A 25,154-nucleotide genomic window follows, 5' to 3' on the forward strand; every position below is an offset into this window, starting at 1 on the left:
ATAAAGGGTATTTCGGTTCGAAAGGGTGCGCGAGAGTACCACGCTCACTCCCGGTACCGGCGAACGGCGAACTCCTCGTAGCCGCCGAAGGCGATCTCGAGCGAGCCGATCCACCAGTTCCACCGCTCCGGCGGCCCGCCGTCGGGCGCATCTTCGAGCTCCTCGATCACGACCTCGACGGCAAGCTCGGCGCCGATGTCCGCCTCGTACTGCCCGGCGTCAGCGAGGTCGGCGGCCTGGCGGGCGACGACGCGGGCTGGGCCGCCCGTTCCGCCGAACTCCTCGCGCAGCCGGCTCTCGAGTCGGTCGCGATCGATGGACACGGGCAGTGATACGCTCCGAAGGCGCTAAACGGCAACGACCGAGAGGGCGGTGGGCTCCTCGCTCTGGTCTGCTCACGTTTCGATGTGTTTTTGAGCGCTCGCCGTTTTTTGCCGGGCATGGCAAGTTTCACAGTCGTCGTTGGCGACCCGGACTCCGGGTCGACCTACCAGCTCGAGGCGGAGGAACAGGACGCGAACCGGTTCATCGGCAAGTCGATCGGCGAGGAAGTCGACGGCGGCGCCGTCGGTCTCGACGGCTACACGCTCGAGATCACCGGTGGCTCCGACGACGCCGGCCGACCGCTCAACCCCGACATCGGCGGCTCGGGCCTGGAGGAAGTCCTGATGAACGAACAGCAGGTCGGCTACCGACCGAACCGAGACGGCGAGCGACGCCGAATCACGGTTCGCGGCCGCGAGCTCTCCGACGCCGTCGCCCAGGTTAACGCCTCGATCGTCGAGCACGGCAGCACCGGCGTCGACGAACTCCTGAGCAGCGACGACGAGTAACGACCCCGTTCTTTCTACTCACGATGGCAGACAGAGTTTCGAGCGACCACCCGTCAGTTCGGACCGTCCGCTCGACGTGTGCCGAGACCGCGACAGGCAGTAAACTCGAGATCCCCGCAGACGACCGCGACGCGTTCGCCACCGGCGAGGTCGTCCGAATCGTCCTCAACGGAACGGAACGGTTCGCGACGGTCGAACGAGCGCTGACGGGCGAGGAGCTGTCGGTTCCCGGCATCTACGATACGCCCGACCAGGTCCGAAATCCCGGAGACGGTCCCGATAGGCTCCGGGAGTGGATCGACGACCAGAACGTCCGTACCGGCGGCTCGGTGTTGATCGACGTCGTCGAACCGGAGTTCCTCTACGGGCTTCGATCCCCCGGTGAAACGGTCTACTACGACGCTCGCGAGCCGCCAAACAGCAGTCTGAGCGATATCGCGAAAAATCTCGAGGAGTAGGTGACCAAACCCCGCCGCGGTTCCCCGTCCAGAGTCGGGGCCGTTACTGGTCGTCCGCCCGGAGCTGCGGCAGGAACTCGTACAGCAGCAGCCCGAACGCCAGATGCTGCACCATCGCTCGTTCGACGGTCGTGCGAACGTACTCCTCGTCTTCGATGGAGTACTCTCTCGTCTGGACTTTCGCGTGCATCGCCAGGACGTCTCGTTCCTCCAGGTCGTGGAGACGGGGGGAACCGTTCCGGGGCTCAGTTGCGTTTCGAAGATCCGAGAGAGGTCGGAGAGGAGTTCCGTGCCGCGTGTCCCGTCGTGAAGCGCGACGAACAGGAGGAGAATCTCCTCGAGGAGATTCTCCTTGACGAGCGCCTCGTCGAACCGGACACCGCCGACCGACAGCGCATCGTCTAGCCGTTTCCACAGTTCGTCGAACGTCTGGTCGACATCGTCGGTCGACTCGAGATCGGCGTCGAACCGCCTATCGTGTGACACCCGTTTTGCGTCCGCCAGTGTTTCTGATAGCGCTCCGAATACCGATTCGGGGTCAGGGGGAGTCTTGCGCATTAGTGGTCAGTAGTACGGCTGTGTTTACGCGTCGCCTCTCAGAGGCATCCATCGTGCGTCGACCGTTGGTAGATAGTAGCCACTGAGAATCAGTGCACACCCGATCGCAGGACGGCTGTGAGATCGGTGTGGAAACCGTTTCAGTTGGTACTATAGAGCGAATCCCGCGTCACTGTTACATTCTCGAACTGGCGGATAACAAACATCATCTACAGACGCATTCGCAAGTCACGTTCACGAGTTCGTTAACCGCGTCCTGAAAGTAGCGAAGAAATGGCGTCAGAAGGGGCGCGTGATACTCGCCGCGTCCGATCTCGAGCTTCGAGCCGGGTTGCGTGGACCTTCCTGGCACGACGTTCGGCGGCCCGTCCGCGCCGACGAATGACGCGCCCTTTTTCCCACTCGAGCGACGAACAGGGCCCATGAGCAATCCACGTGCGGAGTTTCTCGCCGGCGAACGGCCGGACGACGTCGCGCTGTTCCTGGCCGACTCCTACGTCTCCGACGAGCGCTTCGAGAAGTTCGGCGATCCAGTCGAGAACGGCATCGTGATGGTCGTCGACGGTGAGAGCGGCCGGAACGCGTTCGAGGCCGCGACCGGCACCGACGCGATGGGCTTCGCGAAGACCGCGATGCAACGGGAGGGAGCGATCGTCGAGGACCTCACCGATGGCACCTGTCCTAACGCGGACGACGACGAGAGACACGAGCCACAGTTCATCTTCGCCTTCGCGGAGGAACAGAACGAGGACGTCGGCGGCATCTACGCCGAAGGCGCCGTCGTCCACGCCTACGCGCAGTGCACCTGTGAGACGGCGTACTCCGACCGCTGGAACGCCACCGACGAGTGAGCTCCGAGTCGGCCGCAATCGAGCGCGATCGGCTCCGAGCGAGCGTGAGCAACCGTAAGGAGCAGCCTTTTCCTGTCAGCCCGGATAGTAACGGACAATGAGTTCCTTCGAAACTCCACACGAGACCGAGCGCGGCTTCGGGCTCTCGAGTCGCGAGGTGCAGGTGATCGGCGGTGCGAGCGGGCTGATGGCGATCACCGTCGCGCTGATGTACGTCTTCGCGATGACGCCGCTCGCGGTCGTCAACAGCTACCTGTTCGCGGCCCCGATCGTCGGCGTCCTCGTCTACGGTGCCGCGATCATGGGCGGCGAGATCGTCGCCGAACGCGGCGTCACGAACGGCGACATGGGAATCGCGTTCATCGGAATGGTGATTCTCCAGCTCGCCTTCGGGATCTTCGGTGCGGGAGTCATCTCGTTCGCACCGCCGGACGCTCGACTCACGATCCTCGGCGTGACGGCGATCGTCACCGCGATCCTGACCGCCCTGATCTCGGGCTACGTCTACGCGCGCTCGACGACGTTCGAGCACTGGGGGAAGTTCGCGAACTTCGCGTTCCTCGGCGGGATCGGCGTGATCCTCGTCGGAACGTTCATCCTTCAGGAGCTGTTGCTGGTCGGCTTCGTCCTGATCTTCCTCGGCTTCATGCTCCGGCTCGGGTACGAGATCTGGCAGGTCCGGGACAAGCGCGACGCCTCGGTCGCCCTGCAGACGATCGGCGTCTACATCGCCGTCGCCGGTGTGTTCGTCCACGTCCTGCAGCTGGTGATGCGGTACTTCCTCTCGCAGAATTGATCCCGAAGGCGTCTCGAGACGCCCCCTGGCGACGAACGCGGCGTTACGCCGACTCCGACTCTTCGTCCGCCGCGGACGCTTCACCGGACTCCGACCGCTCGTCCCGTTCGTCCGCCGCCTCTTCTGCTTCCTCCGCTTCGGCGACGTCCCGGAACGCGTCGAGCAGGACCTGCTTCGCGACCGCGCCGCGGGAGGTCCAGTGCATCGCGTAGTCGAGCATGTCGTCGTAGATGTCGGGCTTGCAGCCCGCGGCCTTCGGGTGGCCGCCGCCGTTGACCTGCCCCGCGACGTCGTGGCAGCGCTGGAACGCCTCGGTTCCGCGGATCGAGGCCGAGCCGGCGGGTTTGACGATGATCGAAGCGTCGGCACCGCGCTCGCGCATCGCCTCGGCGACCTCGTTCTGCGAACAGCGGCCGTAGGTGATACCGACGGTGTAGCCGCCGATCTCGCGGAACTCCGAGCGGCCCACGGCCTGTTCGATGAGCGCCTCCTTCTCGACGCGCCGGTCGCCGAGGAACTCCTGGACCCACTCGGGCAGGTCGACGCCGTACTCGCGGACGACCTCGACGTACTCGGCGGGGTCGGTCCAGTAGGCGTAGTCGGCGAGGTCGTCGCTGCGCGGATCCTGGCGCAGCCAGAGGTCGTGATCCCGCGTCACGGCGGCCAGTTCCTCGTACATCGGGGAGAACTCGTACTCGAGCGAGCGGTAGACGACGTCGGCCGTACACTCCTCGTCGGAGTCGCCGACGACGAGGTCGACGCCGGCCTCCCGGACCGCCTCGGCGACGTCGTCGCCCCACTGGTGGTGGTCGTACCACGAAACCCGGTCCGCGGTCTCGACGGCCGCGTCGAGTTCGTCCTCGACGTACTCGTACCGGTCCGGGCAGAGGTCACAGACGAAGAGATCGATGCCGTCGTCGCCGTACTCGGCGACCCGCGCCAGGGCGTCCTCGACGTCGTGGGGGCTCGCCGGGATGAGCGCGACGCCGTGTGGCGTCGGTTCGGGCTCCTCGAGCGGGTCGTCGGCGCTTCCGGCGGCGAGGACGACGTTCTCCTCGTCGGCGTCGTTCGCCGCGTCGGTCACGCCGTCCGACTCGTCGCCGTCGTCTGCCGGTTCCGGGACGTTCCGAACGTCGTCGTACGCCTCGCGGAGCAGCGCGACGCAGGCCAGTCCGTCCGCGTCCGGATCGGCGACGACCGCGACCTCGGCACCCTCGAGGGCCGCTTCGGTCTGCTCGTCCTCGAGATCCTCCTCGACGTCGTCGGGAAGGAAGAAGCCGGTTCCCGGGAGCACCGATTTCCGGGCGAGCGGGAGGTCGCCGCTGTCGATGAGTTCGTCGTACATGTCCCGGAATGAGGGATCCGGTGGGAAGTAACCGCCGGTCTCGGCCCCGAAAGGGTCCGAGTCGTGGTTCTCAGGCGTCCGCGGCGGCGTCGTCGGTCGTCTCGAGCTGTCTGACTGTCAGTACGGGGACGGGCGAACGGCGGACGACGCGCTCGGCGACGCTGCCCAGCAGCAGGCGATTCTCTCCGTGGCGGCCGCGGGTCCCGGTCGCGAGGACGTCGGCGTCGACTTCGCGCGCGTACTCGCAGATCTCGGCGGCGGGGCGTCCCTCGCGGACGGCGGTCGTCACCTCGGCGTTCGTCCGGCTTGCGACGGTGGCGATGGCGGCGTCGGCGGTCGTCTCGAGAGCGGTGCGCAGTTCCTCGCGGAGCTGTTCCGGCGAGGCGTCGACCTCGCTCGCGTCGATCACCGAGAGGGCGTGAACGTCGGCGTCGAACCGGTCCGCGAGATCGAGAGCGACGTCGACGGCGCGGTTCACGCTGTCGGAGCCGTCAGTCGCGACGACGACCGTGTCGAACATACCTCAATCTACGAGCGAGGCGGCTTAAACACTCACCATCGCACCCGACCGTCGGCGACGGTGGGGAGTCTTTTTGACGCCGGGCCACACACTGCCGCGTATGGACGACAGCGAGCCGTTTACCGTCGACACGGTTCTCGCCCCGGTCGACGGCAGCGAGGAATCCGCGACTGCCGTCGAGTACGCCGTCGCCGTCGCCGACCGATACGACGCATCCGTTCACGCGCTGTTCGTGCTCGGACGTGGCGTCGTCCGCGGGTTGGACGCCGGAACGGTCGAGGAGGCCGCCGTCGCCGACAGCACGCAGGGATTTCTCGACGATATCGGCCGCATCGCCGCCGACAACGGCGTCTCACTATCGACGTCGGTCGATCACGGGTTCTCGACGACGCAAAAGACTCGCCATCCCGGTAACGTCATCCTCGACATCGCCGATACCGTCGACGCCGACTGCATCGTTCTGCCGCGAGAGCCCGTGACCGGGACGTCCGCGGAGGTCCTCGAAAAGGCCGCCGAGTACGTTCTCTCGTACGCGAGCCAGCCCGTCCTGTCGGTGTAGCCGCGCTCACTCGAGTCGGATCCCCATCTCCTGCTCGAAGCTCTCGGTCCCGGTCGGCTCGAAGCCGACGCGCTCGTAAAGTGCGATCGCCGGCGTGTTCCAGCGTTCGACCGTCAGCCACACGTGTTCGATGCCGCGCTCGCTCGCGTGCCCGAGCAGGTGGTTCAGAAGCGTCGTACCGATCCCCGCGCGCTGGTAGTCCTGCAGGACGAAGATCGCGAGTTCCCACTCGGTGTCGCCCGCTTCGGCGATCGTCGACGGATCGTCGACGTCGGGAACGAGCACCGCGTGGGCGACGACGTTCTCGCCGTGATAGGCGACGACGTTGACGCTGTTCTCCGCGATCGTCTCGAGCCAGTCACGGATCCGTTCCTCGCCGGTCGGCGGGATCCCCTGGGCCCGGTCGGCGGGGTCGAACTCCGCGTACATCTCGACGGTATCGTCGAGGGCCTCCCCCTCGATGCCGTCGACGGATCGAATCTCGATCTGCCGGCCGGACTGATCCTCGGCGGTCCTCGGCGGGGCGGGAAACGGACCGGATCGTTCGTCCGGGTACACTCGTTCGACCATCGTTATCGCACCAGTTTGACCGTCGTCGGCGCGTTCAGCAGGACGAACTCGGTGACCGAGCCGAGCTGGATCTTCCCCATCGGGCTCTGGGTGCCGCCGCCGATCACCAGCTGATCGAACTCGCCCTGTTCGGCGTAATCGACCAGCGAGCTTCCCGGATCGCCCTCGAGCCGTTCGATGGGTGCGTCGAGACCGGCTTCCGACAGGAGTTTCTCGGCCTGGCGGTACATCTCCTCCTGTGTCCGATCCGTTTCGGATTTCTCGACGACCGCAACGGTGAGTTCGTCGCCGGTCTGACCGGTTCGCTCGATCGTCCGGCGCAGCGCCTTGACCGACTCGTCGCTTCCCGCGAGACCCAGCAGCACGTTCATGCGTACGTGTGTGAGCCGGTGGACGAAAACCGTTGTGCCGATCGACCGGTTGCAAGGGAGTTGATGGAAGCGGAAACTGAACGCTCCAGTGGCTGTCGCAGATGACGCGGATGACGACGACGTTAAGAGTGCGTGGAGAATACGTTGACCGAATGAGTGACGCAGCGCTCGATGTCGTCGAGTTCGTGCTCACGACGAGCGTGTATTCGGACGACAGGACGCTGGACGAGAACGATCTCCCGCCGTCGTATCGTCGGGTCTTCTGGACCGGCGGGAGCGAAGGCAGCGACGACGACGACGACCGGACGCGCACCGGAATTAGCCGTCCGCTCTCGGCGACGAACAGCACCGCGCGCGAGGCGACCGGCGTCGACCGCCCCTGGGAAGCCATCTCGGGCCTGATGTTCACCGACCGCGACGAGTTCTCGGGGACGATCACGCTCACGCAGGAGGAGATGGCCGAGCAGTGGTACGTGGATCGAGTCGACACCGAGCGCATGCTCGAGAACCCGACGCTCGCGAAGTACTTCGCGGCACACGACGAGTACGACGTCGACGTGAGCCACGAGGAAGCCCGCGAACAGAACCGCCCGATCCAGGCGGATCGAGTCTGGATCGACGGCCTGCTCGAGGAGTACTTCGACGAGGAGGACGACGAGGAGATGCTCGATCTCGTCGACGTTCGCGCGCCCGAAGAGCTCGACGTTACGCTCGACGATCTCGTCCTCACGGAGGGCCAGGAGGCCGAGATCGACAAGATCGCGAAGGCGATCGAACACCGCGACTACCTCGCGAATATCGGGCTGCGCGAGATCGGCAAGCTCCTGTTCGTCGGTCCGCCGGGGACCGGGAAGACCTCCACGGCGCAGGCGCTAGCCCAGGACATGGACCTGCCGTTCGTCGAGGTCAAACTCTCGATGATCACGAGCCAATACCTCGGGGAGACGGCAAAGAACGTCGACAAGACCTTCGAGGTCGCAAAGCGGCTCTCGCCGTGTATCCTCTTCATCGACGAGTTCGACTTCGTCGCCAAGACCCGCCGCAGCGACGAGCACGCCGCGCTCAAGCGAGCCGTCAACACCCTGCTCAAGAGCATCGACAACATCTCGCTCATCCAGGACGACGTCCTGCTCATTGGCGCGACGAACCACCCCGATCAGCTCGACGCCGCCGCCTGGCGGCGGTTCGACGAGATCGTCAACTTCCCCAAGCCCGACTACAACATGCGGGCGGACATCCTGCGGGTGATCACCCGACAGATGCGGATCGACGAGTTCGATCCGGAACTCATCGCCGAGGCTACCGAGGGGCTGACCGGCAGCGACCTCCGGATGGTCCTTCGCGAGGCCGTCCTCGAGGCGCTGACCGAGGACCGGACGATGCTGACCCAGGACGACCTGTTAAACGCCGTCGAGGAGTTCGAGGAGCGGGACAACCTGAAAAACATGGACATGATCGAGGGCGATCACGACGCGCTCGTCGCCGGCGGCGACGTCGGAAAGGCGAGCGACGGGAGCGGCCACTCCCACGACCACGACCACGATCACTGAGCGGTCGAGCGAGCGCAACGATCAACTGGTCGGCCGGTGTCGAGCGCACATAACGCATGTACGACTTCCACGCGCACACGAGCTACTCCGACGGGACGTTTCTCCCCAGCATGGTTCGAGCGGCCGAGTCAGCGGGTCTCGAGGGAATCGGCTTCACGGATCACTGTTCGATCAGCGCGCGTACGGAGGCTAACGCCGTCCGTAACCGATACGGCTTCAATCTCGACATCACCTACGAGCGGCGTCTAGATGCCATCGAACAGGTCCGCGAGGGGACCGAGATCGACGTCTACGACGCCGTCGAGATGGACTACGACCCCCGCGACGCGGCCGAGATAGAGGCCTTTCTCGAGGAGGCCGACTTCGACTACACGATCGGGAGCGTTCACTCCGTCGAGGACGAGAACGTCCAAGTCGTCTCGAACTTCGAGGAGCTGACCGAGTCGGACCGCGATGCGGTCGTCGACGACTACGTCGAACAGCTGATCGCGCTCGTCGAATCGGAACTGTTCGACGTCGCGGCCCACCTCGACCTGATCGAGCGGACGCCCCCGTTGCGCGGGCTGGCAACGGTGGACCACTACGAGGAGGTCGCGCGAGCGTTCGCCGACTCGCGGACGATCCCCGAGATCAACGCCGGGCGGGCGACGACGGCGGCCGAGATCGTCCACCCCGACGAGGAGTTTCTCGAGGCGTTGCGCGAGTACGACGTCCCGATCACGCTCGGCACGGACTCCCATCGGCCCGGCGAGATCGGCGAACGGGCGACGTTTCTCGAGGAATTCGTCGCGACCCACGACCTCGAGCCGGTCGAACCGCCGGCTCTCCAGTAACCGCGTGAGCGGGCGGACGTCGGCGACGCCATCCTTTTCCGCTCCCCGTCCGACGTCCCGGTATGACCACCGATCGGAACGTCTTCGGGGGCGAACTCGAGCCCTGTAGCACCGACCCGACGACCGGCTTCCTGCGGGACGGTTGCTGTCGCCGCGTCGAGTCGGACCGCGGCCGTCACGAGCTCTGTGCCGTCCTCACCGAGGAGTTCCTCCAGTTCAGCGCGGCCCAGGGGAACGATCTCACGACGTCCCGACCCGAACTCGAGTTCCCCGGTCTCGAGCCGGGCGACCGCTGGTGTCTCTGTCTCGCGCGCTGGCTCGAGGCCGAGGAAGAGGGCTGTGCGCCGCCGGTGGTGCTCGAGTCGACCCACGAGGCCGTCCTCCGGGACGTGGAGCCGGACCTCCTCCGCGAACACGAGTACGACCGGCGAGCGAGCGACGATCGAACGGGGACGGACTCCGACTCCGGGATGAAGTCGTCGAAGTGAATCGACGAGACGGCCTCGCGGACGACGTCTTCGGAGCGTATCGGACGAACGGCCGTTACGCGTCGGGTGACCACAAAGTATATTCTACCTACCACTGACCGTCCTGGTAGAAGGGTGGACAGCGGGTAGGGGTACTCGAAATTTCTGTCCACCGATTTATCGACCGCTGAGAGACGTCTCTCCCTCCGTCCAGTCCGTCATACGAGTCTTCCGACGTCGCCACCGTCGCTCACGGAGCGGATCGGCGCAGCGGTTCGTTCGGACTCCGTATTCGGGACCGTGGTCTCGACGGCTATCGGTGAACTCGAGCGAGAAGCGCGGACGATGCGATCGGTGTGGAACTCGTTTCAGTTGGTACGAGAGCACTGCCAACGGATGACAGGAGTCGATACCACCGATCCCGGAGCGAGCGGGGAACACCCTTTATACGACGGCTCCGAATGATCGCCCAATGAGCGATGGAACGGAACAGACGGACGCCCCGGCGGCGTTCGCCGAGCGAGCGCAGGCGGAACACGGCGAGTCGATCCGTCACCTCGTCGCGTTCGGGAGCGCCGTTCGCGGCGACGACCGCGGCGTCCACGCCGAGGTGGAGATCCTGCTGGTGCTCGAGGAGACCGACTGCGAGCGCGAACTCGAGGCGCTCGCCCGCGACGTCGGGCTCGAGCACGGCGTCGTGTTCTCGGTTCACGTCCTGCCGGTCGAACGGTACGAGGCCCGCGAGGAGCACTCGTTCATCCGAACGGCCTTCGAGGAAGGGCAGGTGTATGTGTAGCCGCCGGCGGTTCGACGACGTATCCGAGCCGACGCGTGAGCGCGATGCGACAGGCGACGAGGACGAGTAGCGATGTCGATGCGCGTCACCCTGCTCGGAACCGGCGACACGACCGGGACGCCGACGGTCGGCTGTGACTGCGAGACCTGTCGACTCGCTCGCGATCGCGACGTCGAACGCACCCGGTTCTCGGTTCACGTCGAAAACGAGCGCACCGGCGAGTCGCTGCTGGTCGACTTCAGCCCGGACTTTCGCTACCAGTTCCTGCGCGACGACGTTCCCCTGCCCGACGCCGGGATCATCACCCACGTCCACTTCGACCACCTCGACGGACTCGGGAACGTCTTCCGGGTGTTCGACTCGCTGGACGTCTACGCGGCGGACGAGACCGATCCCGAGACCGGTCAGAGCGTCGCGGAGACGGTCGACGACGACTACCACTACCTCAGGACGATCTCGGTTCAGCCGACGACGCCGCTCGAGACGGTCCGCATCTGCGGTCTCGACGTGACGCTCGTCCCGGTCGACCACCCGCCGCTCGTCTGTTACGGCGTCGCGATCGAGGATCCGGAAACGGGCGCGAAGCTGTCGATCACGGGCGATACGACGTACGACGTTCCCGAACGCTCCCGAGAGGTGCTCGCCGGTCCCGACCTCCTGCTGGCCGACGGAATCGTGCCGGCGAGTCTCTGTTCGTCCCACCCGATCGGCGGGCGACACGAGGGTCCCGACGGCGTCCCGAGAACGTTCGGCACGAAACACACGACCCGCGAGGGGGCGCTCGCGCTGGCCGAGGAACTGGACGCGAGCCGAACGCGGCTCGTCCACGTCGCACACTTTTATCCCGCGAGCGAGGCGTTCGAGGATCCGCTCGCGATCGACGGCGAGGAGTACGTGATCTGACGACGCCCCGTACCGACGAATAGGTTTATGTCGACCCCCTCCGAAATCCGGACTATATTGCCGCCACCGAACGCTACTGATCGAGTCGACGTCGGGTCGCGACTGCAACTCGACATCTGGCATCCCGACTGCTGGACGCTCGAGGTCACGGCGAACGCTCCCGGCGGATTGCTCGGCCACGGCGTCCACCGGATCGACGACATGGCGACCGGTCGGTTCACGGCTTACGCCCGGTCGACCGGGGAACTCGAGGAACTCGTCGACGCGGTCGGCGCGTCGTCGCTGGTGGATTCGGTCCGGACGGTCGACCAGAACCACGCGACGGAAGCCGTGACGTCCGGAACCGAGAACGCGACGACCGGACTCATCGTGCAGTACGACCTCGCCAACAGCATCAACGACGCGCTCGTCTCGCGCGGCTTCATCCCCGACGAACCCGTTCGGATCGCCGACGGGCGCGAGTACTGGACGGTCGTGACGCACGAAGACCGGGAGACGGTCGCGAAAAAACTGGACGAAGTTCGCGAGGAGCACTCGGCGGACGTGACCGTCGAGTCGATGACGACGCTTCGCGACGACGTTGCGGACGGCATGTTCCGAACCGACCGACTCTCGGAGCGCCAGCGGGAGGTGTTCGAACTCGCCCGAAACAGGCACTACTACCGCTGGCCGCGCGAGGTGTCGGCCGCGGAACTCGCCGCGGACCTCGACATCGCGGAGTCGACGTTTCTCGAGCACCTGCGGAAGGCGGAGGCGAAACTCCTCGATCCCTCACAGTAGGAGGTTCGCCGTCGCTGCACCACCGTGCTTCGATCCCGGTGTATCTAGGGAGGGGACATAATCCGCTCCCCGATCCATGTCACCACATGGCAGAGAACGACTCGAAGTCCGGACGGAGTCTCTCGCGCGACGTCGGTCCGTTCGCCGCGATCGCGACCGTCGTCGCCGGGACGCTCGGTGCCGGACTGTTCGTGACGATCGGCACGGCCAGTTCGACTACCGGACCCAGCGTGATCCTCATCATCGCGCTCTCGGGGCTGATCGCGATGGCCATCGCAATCAACTACAGCTGGCTCGCGACGATTTTCCCGGCGGCGGGATCGACGTACTCCTACGTCTCGCGGGCGTTCCGGAACCGCCTCGGCGGGTTCGTCGCGACGTGGTCGCTCTGGCTCGGGTACATGGCCGCCGTCGCCGTGCTGGCCATCGGATTCGGAAGCTACCTGCAGGTGTTCTATCCCGGCGTCGATCCGCGGTTCGCCGGCGCCGGGCTGATCGCGGTCCTGTTTCTGGTCAACATGCTCGGAATCCGTCGATACGGAGTCTCACAGAACGCCATCTTCATCCTCCTGCTCGTCTCGATTCTGGTGCTCGTGGTCCCGGGATCGTTCACCGTCGAGGCCGGAAACTACGCCCCGTTTTTCACGGGCGGATTCGAGGGCGCTCTCGCGGCCGCAGTGCCGCTGTTTTACGCCTACATCGGGATCGCCGTCGCGGGTGAAATCGGTGCGGAGGTGAAAAACCCCTCCCGAAACCTGCCGCTGGCGATGGTCGGCGGGACGGTGATTCTCGTCGCCCTGTACATGTGGACCGCCGCCGTCATCTACGGCGTCGTCGGCGACTACACGATCCTCGCGAACTCCGATCGGCCCCTGTCGACCGCGGCCGAGACGTTCCTCCCCCTGAACGCGACCGCAGTCGTCGGTTTCGGCGGCCTGCTGGCGACCGCCTCGAGCGTCCACGCCGTGATGGCCGCGGGTATCAAGCTCCCGTACTGCTGGGGATGGGACGAAGTGTTTCCGGCGCAGTTTTCGGCGGTCAACGACCGCTGGCGGACGCCCCACTGGTCGTTGCTCACCCTCTTTCTGGTCTCGACCGGACTCACCTTCTGGACCAGCGGACTCGATCAGGTGATCGCGATCGCGACGTTCAGCTACCTGATCGCCTACGGCGCGACGTCGTTGACTGCGATGTACGTCTACGTCACGAAACCGACGCTGCGGTCGAAAGCGGCGTTCGACCCGGGTAACTGGATCTTCGTTCCGGGCGTGGTCGGACTCGGTGGCTGTCTCGTCTTGCTATCCCAGGCCTACGAGGGATCGCTCACGGTATTCGTGCCGTGGCTCGCCGTCGGCCTCGTCATCTTCGGGATCTACTGGTATCTGGGCCAGCGGTCCGGGACCGACGTCAACTCGATTCTCGATACGCTCCCCGGCGTCCCGACCGACGAGTACGATCCGAACATCCGCGGCGATCACGAGCCATCCGACGAGTCGAACGTCCCTGACGGCCGCGAACCGGCCGACGACTGAGAGCGACGATGACACCAGAGACAATCGAAGACGCCATCGATGCGACGGAGACGATCGACCTGCTCCAGGCGCTGGTCCGAATCGAGAGCCCCTACTTCGAGGAGGAAGAAATCGTCACGTTCGTCTCCGAGTGGCTCGCGGATAACGGACTCGAGCCCGAGTTCCACCCGGTGTCGGAGCCGGACCTCACCGGCTACGAGGGCGCCAACGTCGTGGCGCGTCTCGAGGGCACCGATCCGGACGCTCCGACGCTGCTGTTGAACGCCCACGTCGACACGGTCCAGATAGTCGACGGCTGGGATGAAGACCCCCTGTCGGGGCGGCTCGAGAACGGGAAGTGCTACGGGCAGGGCGCCTGCGACATGAAAGGCGGACTCGCGGCGGCGATGGTCGCGTTTCGGGCGCTTTCCGGCGCCGACCTGCGGGGCGACGTGATCTTCACCGCAGTCGTCGACGAGGAAGGACCCTACGGGCTCGGGACGAACCAGCTCCTCCGGGACGGGATTACCGACGAGTGCGACGCCGCGATCGTCACGGAACCCGGTCCCGTCCTCGCCCAGTCGGATCTCGAGAACCCGGCGCTCCTGCTCGGCGCCCGCGGACGATTCCTCTACGAGATCACCGTCCGCGGCCGCGCGGCGCACGGTTCACAGCCGCGGAAGGGAACCAACGCCGTCGTCGACGCCGGCAAACTGGCCGCCGCACTGTCGGAGATGGACGTCGGCTCTCACCCGAAACTGGGCGAGGGATCGGTCTGTCCGCTGCTGCTCGAGGGCGGCGGCGAGACGATCTCGGTTCCCGACGAGTGCCGGCTACTCGTCGATCGGCACGTCGTTATCGGCGAAGATCCCGAAGACGTCCTCGAAGACGCCAGACGGATCGCCGACGACCTCGACCTCGACTCGGAGATCGAGATCGGATTCCGCGACGCACCGGCGTCGGACGTCTACTACGGCCCGTACCTCACCGACGAGGACCACCCGCTCGTTCGCTCGCTCGAGGCCGGAACCGAGTCGGTTACCGGCACGAGCCCGGCGATCGGCTACTTCGCGAGTATCGGGGATTTCAACTACCTCGGTCATCGCGCGGACCTTCCGACGGTGATCGTCGGACCGGACGGGGAGAACATCCACGGGGCCGGGGAGTTCGTTCACACCGACGAAGTCGTCGACGTGGCTCGAATTCTCGTCGCCTCCGCGACGGAGTTTCTCGAGTGAGCCGCGGCCGGGCAAACTCGCACGGCGCTCACGGGACGGCCGCCGACGCTCGGGATCCGACCGGAGAACGATTCGCCGCGAGGGCGGACGCTAGAAGCCGCCGCCGAAGAGCAGATCGAGGAAGTCCTGCATCGCGAGGGCGGCGAGAACGATCGCGAGCAGGACGAGCGCCGCGTTGACGGCGTTCAGCTTCAGGGTGTTGCGGTACTTACCCATCGTCTCGCGGTCGTTGACCGCCCAGAACAGCAGCGTCGCCGCCACCGGCAGCGCGAAGATGCCGTTGTAAGTCGGGAAGAGGATAACCATGTCGACGACCGACAGGTCGAGCGCGGCGCTGATCAGCGGCGAGGCGAATCCTGACGCCGTCAGGCCGACGAACGTGAGTTTGAAGAGGCGGTCGCTCTGATCGACCTCGATCCCCATCGCCTCCGGAATGATGTACGCCGGCGCCCACATGATCGGGATGATGCTGTTGAACGCCGCGGTGATGACGCCGACGATGAACAGCACCATCGCCCACGTGCCGAGCACCTCGACCAGCGCCTCGCCCGGCGTGATGAACGTCTCGAGTTCGGTGAACCCCATCGGCCGGAGCAACGCGGCCGCCACGATCAGGATCGCGATCGTCGTGATCCCGCCGACGGCGTAGCCGACCGCCAGATCCCGGCGCGCGGCGGGCAGATCGCTCTCGCCGGTCCAGCCCTTCTCCTCGACGAGGATCGACTCGAGGAAGAAGTTGGGCCAGAGCGCTGTCGTGCCGAGCAGGCCGGCGGCTATCGTGAGCGCTCCGAGCGCGTCCCCGGTCGGAACGAATCCGAGGGCGACCGCCCCGAGATCGGGGTTGCTCGGCCCCGCGACGACGAGGTAGATGACCATCAGCGACAGCATCATCACGATCATCAACTGTTCGACCTTCTGGTAGTTCAGCAGGCCGACGGCGATGGCGATTACCGTGACGACCAGCGAGACCGGCTGCCAGGCGACGGCGCCGCCCGTCAGAAAGGAGACGCCGGCGCCGACGGCGGCGACGAGGCCGAGCGTCCAGGCGACGCAACCGATCGAAAGGAAGAGGGCGATACCTACCGCGGGGCCGCGGCCCAGTTTCTTCCGAACGAACGACATCAGCGGAACGCCGTGGATGCCGAGGCGGGCGCTCATGTCCTGGGCCATCACGCCCAGCAGCGCCGCTCCGACGACGGCCCACAGCAGCGTGTAGCCGTGCATCACGCCGGCCTGGCTCGCGATGAACACGGATCCCGAGCCGAAGTAGCTGGCGACCATGACGAACGCCAGTCCGTACTCCTTCACCGCGACCGACAGTTCGCGAGCGATTCGTGTCGTAACGCTTTCATTTACACCCATGGAAACAAAGCAGACTGCCCGTCAGTTCGCGAGCGATCCGATCAACTCACAGAGATAGTACTGCGAATTCATTCGAATATAGAAGGTCGACACGGAAAAGGGGCGTCTTTTCAGCTTCTTGGTGAATTTAGGGTCGTCGGTCACCCGAATCGGTCGAGGCCGGACTGCCGACGTCGCCTGCCGTCGGGATCGGCGACCCAGGACGTCCGACGGTCGCGCTCGATAGCGAGGTCGACGTCGGGTGCGGACGCCGCCTCGTACCCCGGACAGGACGCACCGCAGTCGGAGCCGGCGTCGACGACGCGGCCCGCCCACTCACAGGAGGGAAGCGTCGTACCGTTCGAGTCGTCGGCTCGGCAGGCCGCACAGTCGGGGAACGCGTAGGTCCGCCAGCCCTTGCCGTACGCTCGCTCCGCGATCCGCCGTCGCACCCGTGTCTTCTTCGCGGGCGGGACGATCGCGACGTCGGTACGGCCGGGGTGGGTCTCGAGCGGTTCGATCCCCGGTTCGTCGACCGCGAGCGCCGTCGACCCCCGGATCACCTCGATGTTCTGCACTGCGCCGTCGTCGCGGTGGACGCGCCAGATCCCGACCTCGTCGGGGATCCGGTTGCGGTGTGCCCCCGTCACGTAGCTCTCGGTCGCCAGGACGACCTCGTCGACCAGTCCGAGACTGACGTCCGTCCGCAACTGCGCCTCGAGGTCGCCCGGTCGCCCGAGGTCGGGCTTGTTCTCGATTCCGACGATACGGCCGTACCAGTCCGGATAGCGGGCGACCTGTCGGACGTAGTCGCGGCCGTTGCGTCGGTCGCGTTCGAAGAAGCCGATCTCGAGGGCGCGTTCGGTCGCCCGCCGTGCTCGCTCCGGATGGCAGTCGAACGCGTCCTTCCAGTATCGCGCCCGGCCGGTGCCGACGGCGGCGTCGATGGCGGCGTCCGGGATCGATTCGGGCGTGATCGCGGCCCGGTCGTCGAACTCGGGACCCAGCTCGACGCAGACGACGTCGAGGATTCGCCCGCCGGGGTCAGCCACGCTCGCGCCGAGCTGTCGGGCGAGGAGGTCTTCCTGACGGGACTCGAGATGGGCACACAACTCGAGTTCGAACGCGAACTCGCTCACGGACGCGAAAAGGGCCGGAAGCGAGAAAAGGAATCGGATTTCAGCCGCACCCGGGCAGGGGTTTGGATCGCTCTGACGGCGCAGTCGCCGGCCACCGGCCGCGTCGTCGGAGAGACTCGAGGAATCGGCAAGCGAGGGCGGACACGCCGATCGGAACGGCGAGGGCGGTCGCGAACCCGACGACGAGGGCGACCGAGGCGGTGACCAGCGGCGGGCCGCCGACGAACGTTGCGGCGGTGACCGCGGTCAGGAACGCCGCCCCGAACGCGACGACCGTGAGTGCGCTCGAGACGAGCGTCGAGCGGAGGCTGCGGTCGGCGGTGAGCGGTGCAGTCGAACGGTGGGGGTCTGGTGGATGCATCGTTCTTCAAACGAAGAGACGGGCCGCGTCGGCGTAAGTGTAATCTGAAATTCATTTCTGTAGCGCCGATTACTGAAAACGATTTCAGGAAACGGACAGTCAGAACCGGTCGACCGTGGTCAGCGGCGAACGAGTCGAGAACTCGGAGACGCGGCGGGGTTGTGGACGATTGCCACGACGGTCCTCGAGAGCAGGATTAATCACGCCGTATCCGAAAGTCGTAGTGAGCATGGGGGTAATCGAATCGCTGCGGGAACGGGCGTCCAGCACCACCACGCTGTACGAGTGTCGAAACTGTGGCGAGAAGTTCGCGGAGGGCGTAGACGAGTGCCCTTGTTGCGGTTCAGGGGAGATCGCACACTACGAACTGTAGGCGCCCTGGCGGACGGGTGAGGGGGTGACAGCAGTCGTTGCGCGCCGTTTCGAGACGGATCACTCGTCGAACTCGGTGCGGTCGTGATCGCTCGAGGTGCGACCGGGTTCCGTCTCAGCGGTCCGTCCGCAGTCGCGTCTCGAGCACCGCCAGGTCTTCGTCCATCCGGACTCGAAGTTCGTCGCCGGCCAGCGGCATTCGAACCTCGAGGCGGTAGGGGTCGCGCTCGAGAACGCGCGTGTACTCGGGAGAGACACACCACGGGAGGGTCCAGTAGGGACGCTCGTCGAGCGAGACGCCCCGTTCGTCGTGGAAGGAGACGACCGCCGAGTGGTCGAGCAGTCGGAGTCCGGCGGCCGAGCAGAGGGCGTGGCCGCACTGGGCGCACTCGTGGTCGACGCGCACGTCGACGCCGAGACAGCACTCGCCCGTCTCGACGATCCGGGTCGCCATCCGCCCGTTACACTCCGGACAGACGCCGTCGGCCGCCAGACAGTGGAGGTGACGGACCCGCTGGTCGAAAGCGTCGGCGATCTCGTCGTGCGTCCGGTCGTTCAGTCCGCCCGGCGGGAACGCGTACTCGCCGTGGCACTGGCCGCAGTCGGCACAGTCGATCGCGAGCCGTTCGTCCTCGTAGACGGCCTCGAGCGAGCCGCCGCAGTCGAAACACTCCCCCTCGACCGGAAACGGCTCGAGCGTGGGGTGCTGGTTGAACGAGCCCGCGATCACCGACCGGACGACCTTCTCGCCGGCGTGTTTGAACGCGTAGCCGCCGTCGGACCGTCGGTCCGACGAGCCGCCGCTCGCGGAGACCGCCTCGCGCTGCGTGACGAAGTGACCGGTCAGCTTCTGGAGGTGGTAGTTGAACTGCGCCGAGTCGCGCATACCGACTTCGCGTCGCAGATCCGAAAACGAGACCGGTCGCTCGTCGGCCGCCCACAGCGCCTCGAGGATCGCGAGTCGGGTCTCGTTCCCGATCAGCGCGAACGCGTCGGCCGGTTCGAGACAGTCCGTACACTCGAGGACCGACTCGCGGTCGGACTCGTTCGAGACGGATGAGTTGCTCATGCGAGCGGCTACCACGCGCGTTCGCTAAAACGTTCGCTCGAGAGGATTTTTGTAATTCGTGCGATACGATCTGCGAGCGAGAGCGAACCGGCGGGATCGCAACCGCTTTATCGCGGTCACCGTTTCGTGGGATCGATGACGGCAGCTTCGGGCTCGTCGGCGCGTCGACGGCTACTGCTCGGTTCGGGTTCGCTCGCGACGCTCTGTCTCGGCGACGACGGCTCGGACGAGAGCGAATCGGTGGACGAGGACGGACTCGACGGCGACACCGAGGAAGCGGACTTCGGCGACGCCCTGGCGAACGAGTTCGACGAGGCCGATCACGAGGTGGACGTCTCCGAGCCCCCCGTCTACGACCGGGAGAGCAACGAGCCGATCGCGAACTCGCACACCGGCCGCTGGCACTGCGAGACGGAAACCGGCGGGCTTCCGGCGATCGAACTCGAGACCGTCTTCACGAAAGACGGCGACGAACTGCCCCTCGGCGCCGACGAGACGTATCGGCTCGATGTGGTGGTCGCCGACGAGGCGGACGACGCCGTCGTGGATATCGATGCCGAACCGGCTCACGTCTCCCTTTCGGGCGAGGAAGCCGGCGAAACGGCCGTCCTCTTCCGGCTCCCCGAGGGCGGAAAGATCGTCCGGGAGGCACCGCTGAGCGACACCCTCGTCAAGGAGTGAACCGCGTCTCGTCACCGCCTGCCGTCAGCGAGTATTCGTTTCCGTGATACGCCCCGAGAACAGTAGGTTTATCAGGCGCACGGCGGAACTTCTACCTAAGATTACTCATCGTCTTATGGAAGGAAATCGACAACCGGAGGTGAACATCGGACTCGTCGGCCACGTCGACCACGGCAAGACGACGCTGGTGCAGGCGCTCAGTGGCTCGTGGACGGACCAGCACAGCGAGGAGATGAAGCGCGGAATCTCCATTCGTCTCGGCTACGCGGACGCGACGTTCCGCCACTGTCCCGGCGTGGACGAACCCGAATGTTACACCGTTGAGGAGGAGTGTCCGGACGGCTCGGAAAGCGAGCCGCTGCGGACCGTCTCGTTCGTCGACGCCCCGGGTCACGAGACCCTGATGGCGACGATGCTCTCGGGCGCCTCGCTGATGGACGGCGCGGTGCTGGTCGTCAGCGCCAACGAACCCGTCCCCCAGCCCCAGACGGAAGAGCACCTGATGGCGCTCGATATCATCGGCATCGAGAACATCGTCATCGCTCAGAACAAGATCGACCTGGTCGATTCCGAGACCGCTCGAGACAACTACGAGCAGATCCAGGAGTTCGTCGAGGGAACGGTCGCGGAGGACGCTCCCGTCGTCCCGATCTCCGCGGGCCAGGAGGTCAACGTCGACCTGCTGATCCAGGCGATCCAGGAGGAGATCCCGACGCCCGAGCAGGATCCCGACACCGACGCGCGGATGCACGTCGCCCGGAGTTTCGACATCAACAAGCCCGGGACGACCTACGAGAACCTCACCGGGGGCGTCCTCGGAGGGAGTCTCATCCGGGGCGAACTCGAACTCGACGACGAGATCGAGATTCGTCCCGGCCGCGAGGTCGAGGAGGGCGGCCAGACCGAGTACGTTCCGATCCAGACGACGATCCGATCGCTCCAGGCCGGCGGCGAGAACGTCGACTCCGTCACGCCGGGTGGATTGCTCGGCGTCGGGACGGGGCTCGACCCGTCGCTGACGAAGGGTGACGCGCTCGCCGGCCGGATCGCCGGCCCGCCGGGTTCGCTCCCGCCGACGTGGGAGGAGTTCACGATGAGCGTCGACCTGCTGGATCGCATCGTCGGCACCGACGCCGGCGACGTCGAGGAGATCAGTACCGGTGAGCCGCTGATGATGACCGTCGGCACGGCGACGACCGTCGGCGCAGTCACGAGCGCGCGAAGCGGCGAGTGCGAGGTCCGACTCAAACGTCCGGTCTCGGCCGAACCGGGCGCCAAGATCGCGATCAACCGTCGGATCGGCGCTCGCTGGCGACTGATCGGACTCGGAACGCTCCAGGAATAACACGACGACAGCGATCATGAGTACCCCGGTCGCTCTCGATACGAGTGCGCTGATGATGCCGGTCGAACTCAACGTTCGGCTGTTCGACGAACTCGACAGGCTGCTCGGCGTCTACGAACCGACGACGCCACAGCCCGTCGTCGAGGAGCTTCGGCGGCTGTCGGAGAAGGGCGGCGCCGAGGGGACGGCGGCGAACGTCGGCCACGACTTGGCGACCGAACGCTGTCTCGTCGTCGACACGGAGGAATCGTACGCCGACGACGCGCTGGTCGAACTCGCCCGCGAGGGCGTCGTCGACTACGTCGTCACGAACGACCGCCCGCTGCGCGACCGGGTGCTCGAGACGAGCATACCGGTAATTGCATTACGCGGGAGAAACAAGTTGGCAATCACTCAACCATAGATGTACAAACGGGTCAGACTAAAGGATACGGTCGAAGTACCGCCGGAAGCGCTCGGCGACGTCTCGCCGAAGCTCGTCAAGCAACTGCTGCAGGACAAACTCGAGGGACGCATGGACGAGGAGGTCGGCAGCATCGTCTCCGTCACCGAGGTCCACGACATCGGTGACGGGGCGGTCCTCCCGAACCGTCCGGGTGTCTACTACGAGGCAGATTTCGACGCCGTCACGTTCGATCCGGAGATGCAGGAGGTCATCGACGGCACGATCGTCGAGGTCGTCGAGTTCGGTGCCTTCGTCGGAATCGGCCCCGTCGACGGGCTGCTCCACGTCTCGCAGATCAGCGACGAATACCTCGCCTTCGACGGCGAAAACCAGCAACTCGCCTCGAACGAGTCCAATCGGACCCTCGGCGTCGACGACGCCGTCCGGGCCCGCATCGTCACCAAGAGTATCGACGAACGGAACCCGCGCGACTCGAAGATCGGCCTGACGGCCAAACAGCCGGGACTCGGCAAGCACGGCTGGCTCGAGGACGAACACGAGAAGCGCGAAGCCGCTACGGGTGAATAACCATGGCCTCCGATCGCCTCGTCTGTCGCGAGTGTCACCGCGTCAACGAACCGACCGCCGACACCTGCGACTCCTGTAACTCCTCGTCGCTGACCGAGGACTGGGCCGGCTACGTCGTCATCGCCCACCCCGAGGACAGCGAGATCGCCACGGAGATGCAGGTCACAGAACCGGGTGCGTACGCGCTGAAGGTCCGGTAGACGTGACTCGCGACGACGTTCGAGACGCCGAAATCGGAGACGACCAGCTACTGATTCTGCCCGACGAACTCCGTCACGAACTCAAGGAGCCGATGGGCCCGATCGAAACCGACGCCGAGCGGTTGCTCGAGACCGTCGAGGGACCGCTGATCGCCGTCGGCGACGTCGTTACCTACCACTTTCTGCAGGCGGGACGAGCGCCCGACGTCGCGCTCGTCGACGAGCGAACCAAACGGCAGACGGTCGAGGAGGAGATCCGCGAGACCGTCGCGAAGCGGGCCAACGTTGGGGTGACGAACCCGCCCGCGGAGCTCACGACCGACGTCGTCCGCACGCTCAAGGACGCACTCGAGCGCGACGAGCCGACGACGATCCTGGTCGACGGCGAGGAGGATCTTGTCGCGCTGCCGGCGATCGTCGTCGCGCCCGACGGCGCGAGCGTCGTCTACGGCCAGCCCGACGAGGGGATGGTCCACGTCGTCGTCGACGAGGAGGTGCGCGCGGAGGTCCGCGCGCTGCTCGAGCGCTTCGAGGGCGATCAGGACCGGTTCTGGGAGCTCCTCGAGGCGTCCGACGGCGACGAATAACGCGCACCGCGGTCCGGTCTTCGATCGCGGCCGGATCGACCGGGCGGGTCGTCCGGCCGACAGTCCCGCCTCGATACCAGTATCGTCCGGTCCTACGCTCTTTGGCGGCGAGATCATATACGCGCTAGCGCCTATTCTTGTCAATGGAAGAACAAATTTCCGGATTCAAGGAAGTCGGTGACTGGGGGACGATCGTCGAGCACGGCGAGCGAATCACCGAGGCGCTCCGAGAGCTCGGCGTCCGGAGCGACGACGAGTATCGAGACCGGTTCGCCGGCGCGTTCGACGAGTGGGACGAGTGGCGCCCGAAAGCCCACGAGAGCTTCGAGCGAGACGTCAAGGAGAAGACCGCCGAAAAGGCGGTCGAGAACGGAAACGAGGACGAACGGGACGAAGCGAAACCGAGCGAAAACCTGCACGCTACCGGCGAGAAACTCTCGGAATCGTACGGCGCGCTCGAGGACCGCGACGTCGAAGAGGCGGTCGAGAACGGAACGGAGGCCCTCGACCACGCGGCTCGAGCGGTCGACTCCGCGAGCCGAAAGGCGTTACAAACCGTCGAGAAGGGCGTCTATCGGCACGTGATGACGCAGCTCGCACCGTGTTACTTCGACAACGAACTCGTCAGCGCGAACGTCGAGCGACCGCTGACCGAGGACGACGACGATCGGTTCAGCTTCGAGGTGAACGTCAACGACGATCACCTCAAGGCGGACGTTTCGACCGTACTCTCGCGGTACGAGGACGAGATCGACCGCTGGCACGTCGACACCGAGAAGAACACCGCCCCCGTCGAAACGATCGAGGGCGTCGAGGTGCCGCCGGAACTCGACGACGAGTCGCGCCCGACGAAAACGTGAACCGTCGCCGTACCGCCGTCTCCCGGAGAACTGATTCGAACTCTCGTCTCCTTTCGGGCTCCCGTCGACCGGTACGCGCCGGCTGATCGACGCTACCGTTCGCAGTATATTTACCGAACCGCGCGAACCTGTGTGATATGTACGACTTCGTCGTCGTCGGCGTCGGTCCCGCCGGCGCGCGGTTCTCCCGTCGGGCCGCCGAGAACGGCTACGACGTGCTCGCACTCGAGCAGGGAACCATCGGCACGCCGCTGGCCTGCTCGGGCCACGTCAGCACGGATATCTGGAGCTTTACCGGCGACGGCGCCCGCGACGAACTCTTTCAGAACGAGATCTACGGCGCGCGGTTTCACGTCGGCGGGCCCCGTAGCGACGCCTACCCCTTCTACAAGCGGGAGGTCGCCTCGAACGTCATCGACCGCGTCGGGCTGGACCGCCACCTCGCCGACCTCGCCCGCGGGGCCGGCGCCGACGTTCGCGAACGACACACCGTCACCGGCGTCACCGAACGCCGTGACCGCGTCGAGGTCGTCGCCAGCGGTCCCGACGGTCCCGTCACGCACGAGGCGAAGATGATCGCCGGCTGCGACGGGCCGCGATCCCGGGTTCGCGACGAACTCGGGCTGCCGGAGCCCGACGAACTCTTACACGGCGTCCTCGCGTTCTCCGAGGAGGAGGACCACCAGAACTTCGTCGACGTCCACCTTACGGCGCCGACGTTCTTCGCGTGGCGCATCCCCCGCGGCGACGCCGGCGTCGAGTACGGCCTCGCGGCCCCGCCGGGCGTCGAAGTGAACAAGCACTTCGAGGAACTGATCGACGGCTACGAGGTCGACGTCTCCCGCCGCTGTTCGGGGGCGATTCCGATCGGCCCCGCAGATCGCGTGACGAGCCGTCGCGGCTTTCTTCTCGGGGACGCGGCCGCTCAAACCAAGCCCTTCACCGGCGGCGGCATCCTCTACGGGATGACCAGCGCCGACCACGCCGCCCGCGAGATCGACCCCGACCGGCCGACCAGCCTCGCGGCGTACGAACGCGCCTGGCGCGAGGACCTCGAGCGCGAACAGCAACTCGGCCACTACCTGCGACGAGCGTACTCCCTGCCCGAACCCGTTCAACGGATCGGCCTGAGTTCGGTGTCGGGAGAGATCGGCGTCCACATGGACCGGCCGACGTCGGTGATTTCGCCCGCCCACCTCAAGGCGATGCTCTCGCGGCTTCGTCCGTGAGAACCCCCTCGAGGCCGCACAGTCGCGCGGACCGCAGCGCGTTTCGTGAGCCCAGACG

General features: G+C 65.9%; 30 protein-coding genes and 1 pseudogene. 21 read left to right on the forward strand and 10 right to left on the reverse strand.

Annotation, left to right across the window (positions count from 1 at the left end; translation table 11 throughout):
* Positions 1–44: 44 nt before the first annotated feature.
* On the reverse strand, positions 45–323 hold the full coding sequence (locus tag NED97_RS17645) for a hypothetical protein (protein WP_252488326.1): 279 nt from the start codon (positions 321–323) through the stop codon (positions 45–47).
* A 117-nt stretch (positions 324–440) separates the two neighbouring features.
* Between NED97_RS17645 and NED97_RS17650 the strand changes: the two genes are divergently transcribed.
* Together NED97_RS17650 and NED97_RS17655 are read left to right on the forward strand one after the other, a co-directional pair.
* The gene (locus NED97_RS17650; RefSeq protein WP_252488327.1) at positions 441–833 is read left to right on the forward strand and encodes a 30S ribosomal protein S6e; all 393 of its coding nucleotides are present in this window, start codon (positions 441–443) and stop codon (positions 831–833) included.
* 23 nt (positions 834–856) lie between these two features.
* Entirely contained in the window at positions 857–1,291 is a 435-nt protein-coding gene (locus NED97_RS17655) for a DUF7112 family protein (RefSeq protein WP_252488328.1), read from the forward strand.
* 43 nt (positions 1,292–1,334) lie between these two features.
* Here NED97_RS17655 and NED97_RS17660 read toward each other — a convergent pair.
* Positions 1,335–1,849: pseudogene (locus NED97_RS17660) on the reverse strand (PadR family transcriptional regulator).
* A 422-nt stretch (positions 1,850–2,271) separates the two neighbouring features.
* On the opposite strand from NED97_RS17660, the gene NED97_RS17665 reads away from it, so the two are divergent.
* On the forward strand, positions 2,272–2,700 hold the full coding sequence (locus tag NED97_RS17665) for a DUF5807 family protein (protein WP_252488329.1): 429 nt from the start codon (positions 2,272–2,274) through the stop codon (positions 2,698–2,700).
* 97 nt (positions 2,701–2,797) lie between these two features.
* Complete coding sequence (locus tag NED97_RS17670) at positions 2,798–3,496, forward strand: hypothetical protein (protein ID WP_252488330.1); 699 nt, start codon at positions 2,798–2,800, stop codon at positions 3,494–3,496.
* Positions 3,497–3,539: 43 nt separating this feature from the next.
* Here the strand turns inward: NED97_RS17670 and NED97_RS17675 are convergent, their stop codons facing one another.
* Positions 3,540–4,841, reverse strand: coding sequence for a DHH family phosphoesterase (locus tag NED97_RS17675; protein WP_252488331.1), 1,302 nt, complete (start codon positions 4,839–4,841; stop codon positions 3,540–3,542).
* Between the two features lie 70 nt (positions 4,842–4,911).
* Positions 4,912–5,361 (reverse strand): universal stress protein, encoded by a 450-nt coding sequence (locus tag NED97_RS17680; RefSeq protein ID WP_252488332.1) that lies wholly within the window; start codon positions 5,359–5,361, stop codon positions 4,912–4,914.
* Positions 5,362–5,461: 100 nt separating this feature from the next.
* On the opposite strand from NED97_RS17680, the gene NED97_RS17685 reads away from it, so the two are divergent.
* The gene (locus NED97_RS17685) at positions 5,462–5,920 is read left to right on the forward strand and encodes a universal stress protein (RefSeq protein ID WP_252488333.1); all 459 of its coding nucleotides are present in this window, start codon (positions 5,462–5,464) and stop codon (positions 5,918–5,920) included.
* 6 nt (positions 5,921–5,926) lie between these two features.
* On the opposite strand, the gene NED97_RS17690 is transcribed toward NED97_RS17685, so the two are convergent.
* Both NED97_RS17690 and NED97_RS17695 read right to left on the reverse strand, forming a co-directional pair.
* Entirely contained in the window at positions 5,927–6,490 is a 564-nt protein-coding gene (locus NED97_RS17690) for a GNAT family N-acetyltransferase (protein ID WP_252488334.1), read from the reverse strand.
* A gap of 2 nt (positions 6,491–6,492) precedes the next feature.
* Entirely contained in the window at positions 6,493–6,861 is a 369-nt protein-coding gene (locus tag NED97_RS17695) for a universal stress protein (protein ID WP_252488335.1), read from the reverse strand.
* Positions 6,862–7,013: 152 nt separating this feature from the next.
* Between NED97_RS17695 and NED97_RS17700 the strand changes: the two genes are divergently transcribed.
* The 8 genes from NED97_RS17700 (at position 7,014) to NED97_RS17735 (ending at position 14,939) form a co-directional block, all read left to right on the forward strand.
* On the forward strand, positions 7,014–8,411 hold the full coding sequence (locus NED97_RS17700; RefSeq protein WP_252488336.1) for an ATP-binding protein: 1,398 nt from the start codon (positions 7,014–7,016) through the stop codon (positions 8,409–8,411).
* A 56-nt stretch (positions 8,412–8,467) separates the two neighbouring features.
* Complete coding sequence (locus NED97_RS17705; RefSeq protein ID WP_252488337.1) at positions 8,468–9,244, forward strand: PHP domain-containing protein; 777 nt, start codon at positions 8,468–8,470, stop codon at positions 9,242–9,244.
* 62 nt (positions 9,245–9,306) lie between these two features.
* The gene (locus NED97_RS17710; RefSeq protein ID WP_252488338.1) at positions 9,307–9,732 is read left to right on the forward strand and encodes a DUF2237 family protein; all 426 of its coding nucleotides are present in this window, start codon (positions 9,307–9,309) and stop codon (positions 9,730–9,732) included.
* A gap of 451 nt (positions 9,733–10,183) precedes the next feature.
* The gene (locus NED97_RS17715) at positions 10,184–10,507 is read left to right on the forward strand and encodes a hypothetical protein (protein WP_252488339.1); all 324 of its coding nucleotides are present in this window, start codon (positions 10,184–10,186) and stop codon (positions 10,505–10,507) included.
* Between the two features lie 78 nt (positions 10,508–10,585).
* The gene (locus NED97_RS17720; protein ID WP_252490650.1) at positions 10,586–11,410 is read left to right on the forward strand and encodes an MBL fold metallo-hydrolase; all 825 of its coding nucleotides are present in this window, start codon (positions 10,586–10,588) and stop codon (positions 11,408–11,410) included.
* A gap of 57 nt (positions 11,411–11,467) precedes the next feature.
* Entirely contained in the window at positions 11,468–12,190 is a 723-nt protein-coding gene (locus NED97_RS17725; protein ID WP_252488340.1) for a helix-turn-helix domain-containing protein, read from the forward strand.
* A gap of 86 nt (positions 12,191–12,276) precedes the next feature.
* Positions 12,277–13,722, forward strand: a complete 1,446-nt coding sequence (locus NED97_RS17730; RefSeq protein ID WP_252488341.1) for an APC family permease — start codon at positions 12,277–12,279, stop codon at positions 13,720–13,722.
* A gap of 8 nt (positions 13,723–13,730) precedes the next feature.
* Positions 13,731–14,939, forward strand: a complete 1,209-nt coding sequence (locus NED97_RS17735) for a M20 family metallopeptidase (protein WP_252488342.1) — start codon at positions 13,731–13,733, stop codon at positions 14,937–14,939.
* Positions 14,940–15,029: 90 nt separating this feature from the next.
* Here the strand turns inward: NED97_RS17735 and NED97_RS17740 are convergent, their stop codons facing one another.
* From NED97_RS17740 to NED97_RS17755, 4 genes are all read right to left on the reverse strand, one after another.
* The gene (locus NED97_RS17740) at positions 15,030–16,301 is read right to left on the reverse strand and encodes an NRAMP family divalent metal transporter (RefSeq protein ID WP_252488343.1); all 1,272 of its coding nucleotides are present in this window, start codon (positions 16,299–16,301) and stop codon (positions 15,030–15,032) included.
* Between the two features lie 140 nt (positions 16,302–16,441).
* Positions 16,442–17,419, reverse strand: coding sequence for a DUF5787 family protein (locus NED97_RS17745; RefSeq protein ID WP_252488344.1), 978 nt, complete (start codon positions 17,417–17,419; stop codon positions 16,442–16,444).
* Between the two features lie 40 nt (positions 17,420–17,459).
* The gene (locus tag NED97_RS17750; protein WP_252488345.1) at positions 17,460–17,780 is read right to left on the reverse strand and encodes a DUF677 domain-containing protein; all 321 of its coding nucleotides are present in this window, start codon (positions 17,778–17,780) and stop codon (positions 17,460–17,462) included.
* A 487-nt stretch (positions 17,781–18,267) separates the two neighbouring features.
* The gene (locus NED97_RS17755) at positions 18,268–19,221 is read right to left on the reverse strand and encodes a winged helix-turn-helix domain-containing protein (RefSeq protein WP_252488346.1); all 954 of its coding nucleotides are present in this window, start codon (positions 19,219–19,221) and stop codon (positions 18,268–18,270) included.
* Between the two features lie 135 nt (positions 19,222–19,356).
* On the opposite strand from NED97_RS17755, the gene NED97_RS17760 reads away from it, so the two are divergent.
* The 8 genes from NED97_RS17760 to NED97_RS17795 all read left to right on the forward strand — a co-directional run bounded on the left by NED97_RS17760 (position 19,357) and on the right by NED97_RS17795 (position 25,096).
* Positions 19,357–19,902 carry a hypothetical protein gene (locus NED97_RS17760; protein ID WP_252488347.1) on the forward strand — a complete coding sequence of 182 codons (546 nt, stop codon included), beginning with the start codon at positions 19,357–19,359 and terminating at the stop codon, positions 19,900–19,902.
* A gap of 115 nt (positions 19,903–20,017) precedes the next feature.
* On the forward strand, positions 20,018–21,247 hold the full coding sequence (locus NED97_RS17765; protein WP_252488348.1) for a translation initiation factor IF-2 subunit gamma: 1,230 nt from the start codon (positions 20,018–20,020) through the stop codon (positions 21,245–21,247).
* Positions 21,248–21,263: 16 nt separating this feature from the next.
* On the forward strand, positions 21,264–21,650 hold the full coding sequence (locus tag NED97_RS17770; RefSeq protein WP_252488349.1) for a PIN domain-containing protein: 387 nt from the start codon (positions 21,264–21,266) through the stop codon (positions 21,648–21,650).
* Positions 21,651–22,220: a DNA-directed RNA polymerase gene (locus NED97_RS17775; RefSeq protein ID WP_252488350.1), complete on the forward strand. Its 570-nt coding sequence runs from the start codon at positions 21,651–21,653 to the stop codon at positions 22,218–22,220.
* Between the two features lie 2 nt (positions 22,221–22,222).
* Positions 22,223–22,420 carry a transcription elongation factor subunit Spt4 gene (gene spt4, locus NED97_RS17780; RefSeq protein WP_252488351.1) on the forward strand — a complete coding sequence of 66 codons (198 nt, stop codon included), beginning with the start codon at positions 22,223–22,225 and terminating at the stop codon, positions 22,418–22,420.
* A gap of 2 nt (positions 22,421–22,422) precedes the next feature.
* Entirely contained in the window at positions 22,423–23,007 is a 585-nt protein-coding gene (locus NED97_RS17785; RefSeq protein ID WP_252488352.1) for a GTP-dependent dephospho-CoA kinase family protein, read from the forward strand.
* Between the two features lie 143 nt (positions 23,008–23,150).
* Complete coding sequence (locus NED97_RS17790) at positions 23,151–23,867, forward strand: DUF5828 family protein (protein WP_252488353.1); 717 nt, start codon at positions 23,151–23,153, stop codon at positions 23,865–23,867.
* A 137-nt stretch (positions 23,868–24,004) separates the two neighbouring features.
* On the forward strand, positions 24,005–25,096 hold the full coding sequence (locus NED97_RS17795) for a geranylgeranyl reductase family protein (RefSeq protein ID WP_252488354.1): 1,092 nt from the start codon (positions 24,005–24,007) through the stop codon (positions 25,094–25,096).
* Positions 25,097–25,154: the final 58 nt, after the last annotated feature.

This window comes from Natronococcus sp. CG52, from assembly GCF_023913515.1.
Lineage (GTDB): Archaea > Halobacteriota > Halobacteria > Halobacteriales > Natrialbaceae > Natronococcus > Natronococcus zhouii.

Coding starts and splice junctions, on each gene's coding strand:
- NED97_RS17685 (WP_252488333.1), top strand. CDS start 5,462: ATGGACGACAGCGAGCCGTTTACCGTCGACACGGTTCTCGCCCCGGTC.
- NED97_RS17795 (WP_252488354.1), top strand. CDS start 24,005: ATGTACGACTTCGTCGTCGTCGGCGTCGGTCCCGCCGGCGCGCGGTTC.
- NED97_RS17730 (WP_252488341.1), top strand. CDS start 12,277: ATGGCAGAGAACGACTCGAAGTCCGGACGGAGTCTCTCGCGCGACGTC.
- NED97_RS17740 (WP_252488343.1), bottom strand. CDS start 16,301: ATGGGTGTAAATGAAAGCGTTACGACACGAATCGCTCGCGAACTGTCG.
- NED97_RS17655 (WP_252488328.1), top strand. CDS start 857: ATGGCAGACAGAGTTTCGAGCGACCACCCGTCAGTTCGGACCGTCCGC.
- NED97_RS17705 (WP_252488337.1), top strand. CDS start 8,468: ATGTACGACTTCCACGCGCACACGAGCTACTCCGACGGGACGTTTCTC.
- NED97_RS17680 (WP_252488332.1), bottom strand. CDS start 5,361: ATGTTCGACACGGTCGTCGTCGCGACTGACGGCTCCGACAGCGTGAAC.
- spt4 (WP_252488351.1), top strand. CDS start 22,223: ATGGCCTCCGATCGCCTCGTCTGTCGCGAGTGTCACCGCGTCAACGAA.
- NED97_RS17760 (WP_252488347.1), top strand. CDS start 19,357: ATGACGGCAGCTTCGGGCTCGTCGGCGCGTCGACGGCTACTGCTCGGT.
- NED97_RS17765 (WP_252488348.1), top strand. CDS start 20,018: ATGGAAGGAAATCGACAACCGGAGGTGAACATCGGACTCGTCGGCCAC.
- NED97_RS17650 (WP_252488327.1), top strand. CDS start 441: ATGGCAAGTTTCACAGTCGTCGTTGGCGACCCGGACTCCGGGTCGACC.
- NED97_RS17670 (WP_252488330.1), top strand. CDS start 2,798: ATGAGTTCCTTCGAAACTCCACACGAGACCGAGCGCGGCTTCGGGCTC.
- NED97_RS17775 (WP_252488350.1), top strand. CDS start 21,651: ATGTACAAACGGGTCAGACTAAAGGATACGGTCGAAGTACCGCCGGAA.
- NED97_RS17710 (WP_252488338.1), top strand. CDS start 9,307: ATGACCACCGATCGGAACGTCTTCGGGGGCGAACTCGAGCCCTGTAGC.
- NED97_RS17695 (WP_252488335.1), bottom strand. CDS start 6,861: ATGAACGTGCTGCTGGGTCTCGCGGGAAGCGACGAGTCGGTCAAGGCG.
- NED97_RS17690 (WP_252488334.1), bottom strand. CDS start 6,490: ATGGTCGAACGAGTGTACCCGGACGAACGATCCGGTCCGTTTCCCGCC.
- NED97_RS17755 (WP_252488346.1), bottom strand. CDS start 19,221: ATGAGCAACTCATCCGTCTCGAACGAGTCCGACCGCGAGTCGGTCCTC.
- NED97_RS17675 (WP_252488331.1), bottom strand. CDS start 4,841: ATGTACGACGAACTCATCGACAGCGGCGACCTCCCGCTCGCCCGGAAA.
- NED97_RS17715 (WP_252488339.1), top strand. CDS start 10,184: ATGAGCGATGGAACGGAACAGACGGACGCCCCGGCGGCGTTCGCCGAG.
- NED97_RS17790 (WP_252488353.1), top strand. CDS start 23,151: ATGGAAGAACAAATTTCCGGATTCAAGGAAGTCGGTGACTGGGGGACG.
- NED97_RS17720 (WP_252490650.1), top strand. CDS start 10,586: ATGCGCGTCACCCTGCTCGGAACCGGCGACACGACCGGGACGCCGACG.
- NED97_RS17665 (WP_252488329.1), top strand. CDS start 2,272: ATGAGCAATCCACGTGCGGAGTTTCTCGCCGGCGAACGGCCGGACGAC.
- NED97_RS17700 (WP_252488336.1), top strand. CDS start 7,014: ATGAGTGACGCAGCGCTCGATGTCGTCGAGTTCGTGCTCACGACGAGC.
- NED97_RS17750 (WP_252488345.1), bottom strand. CDS start 17,780: ATGCATCCACCAGACCCCCACCGTTCGACTGCACCGCTCACCGCCGAC.
- NED97_RS17735 (WP_252488342.1), top strand. CDS start 13,731: ATGACACCAGAGACAATCGAAGACGCCATCGATGCGACGGAGACGATC.
- NED97_RS17770 (WP_252488349.1), top strand. CDS start 21,264: ATGAGTACCCCGGTCGCTCTCGATACGAGTGCGCTGATGATGCCGGTC.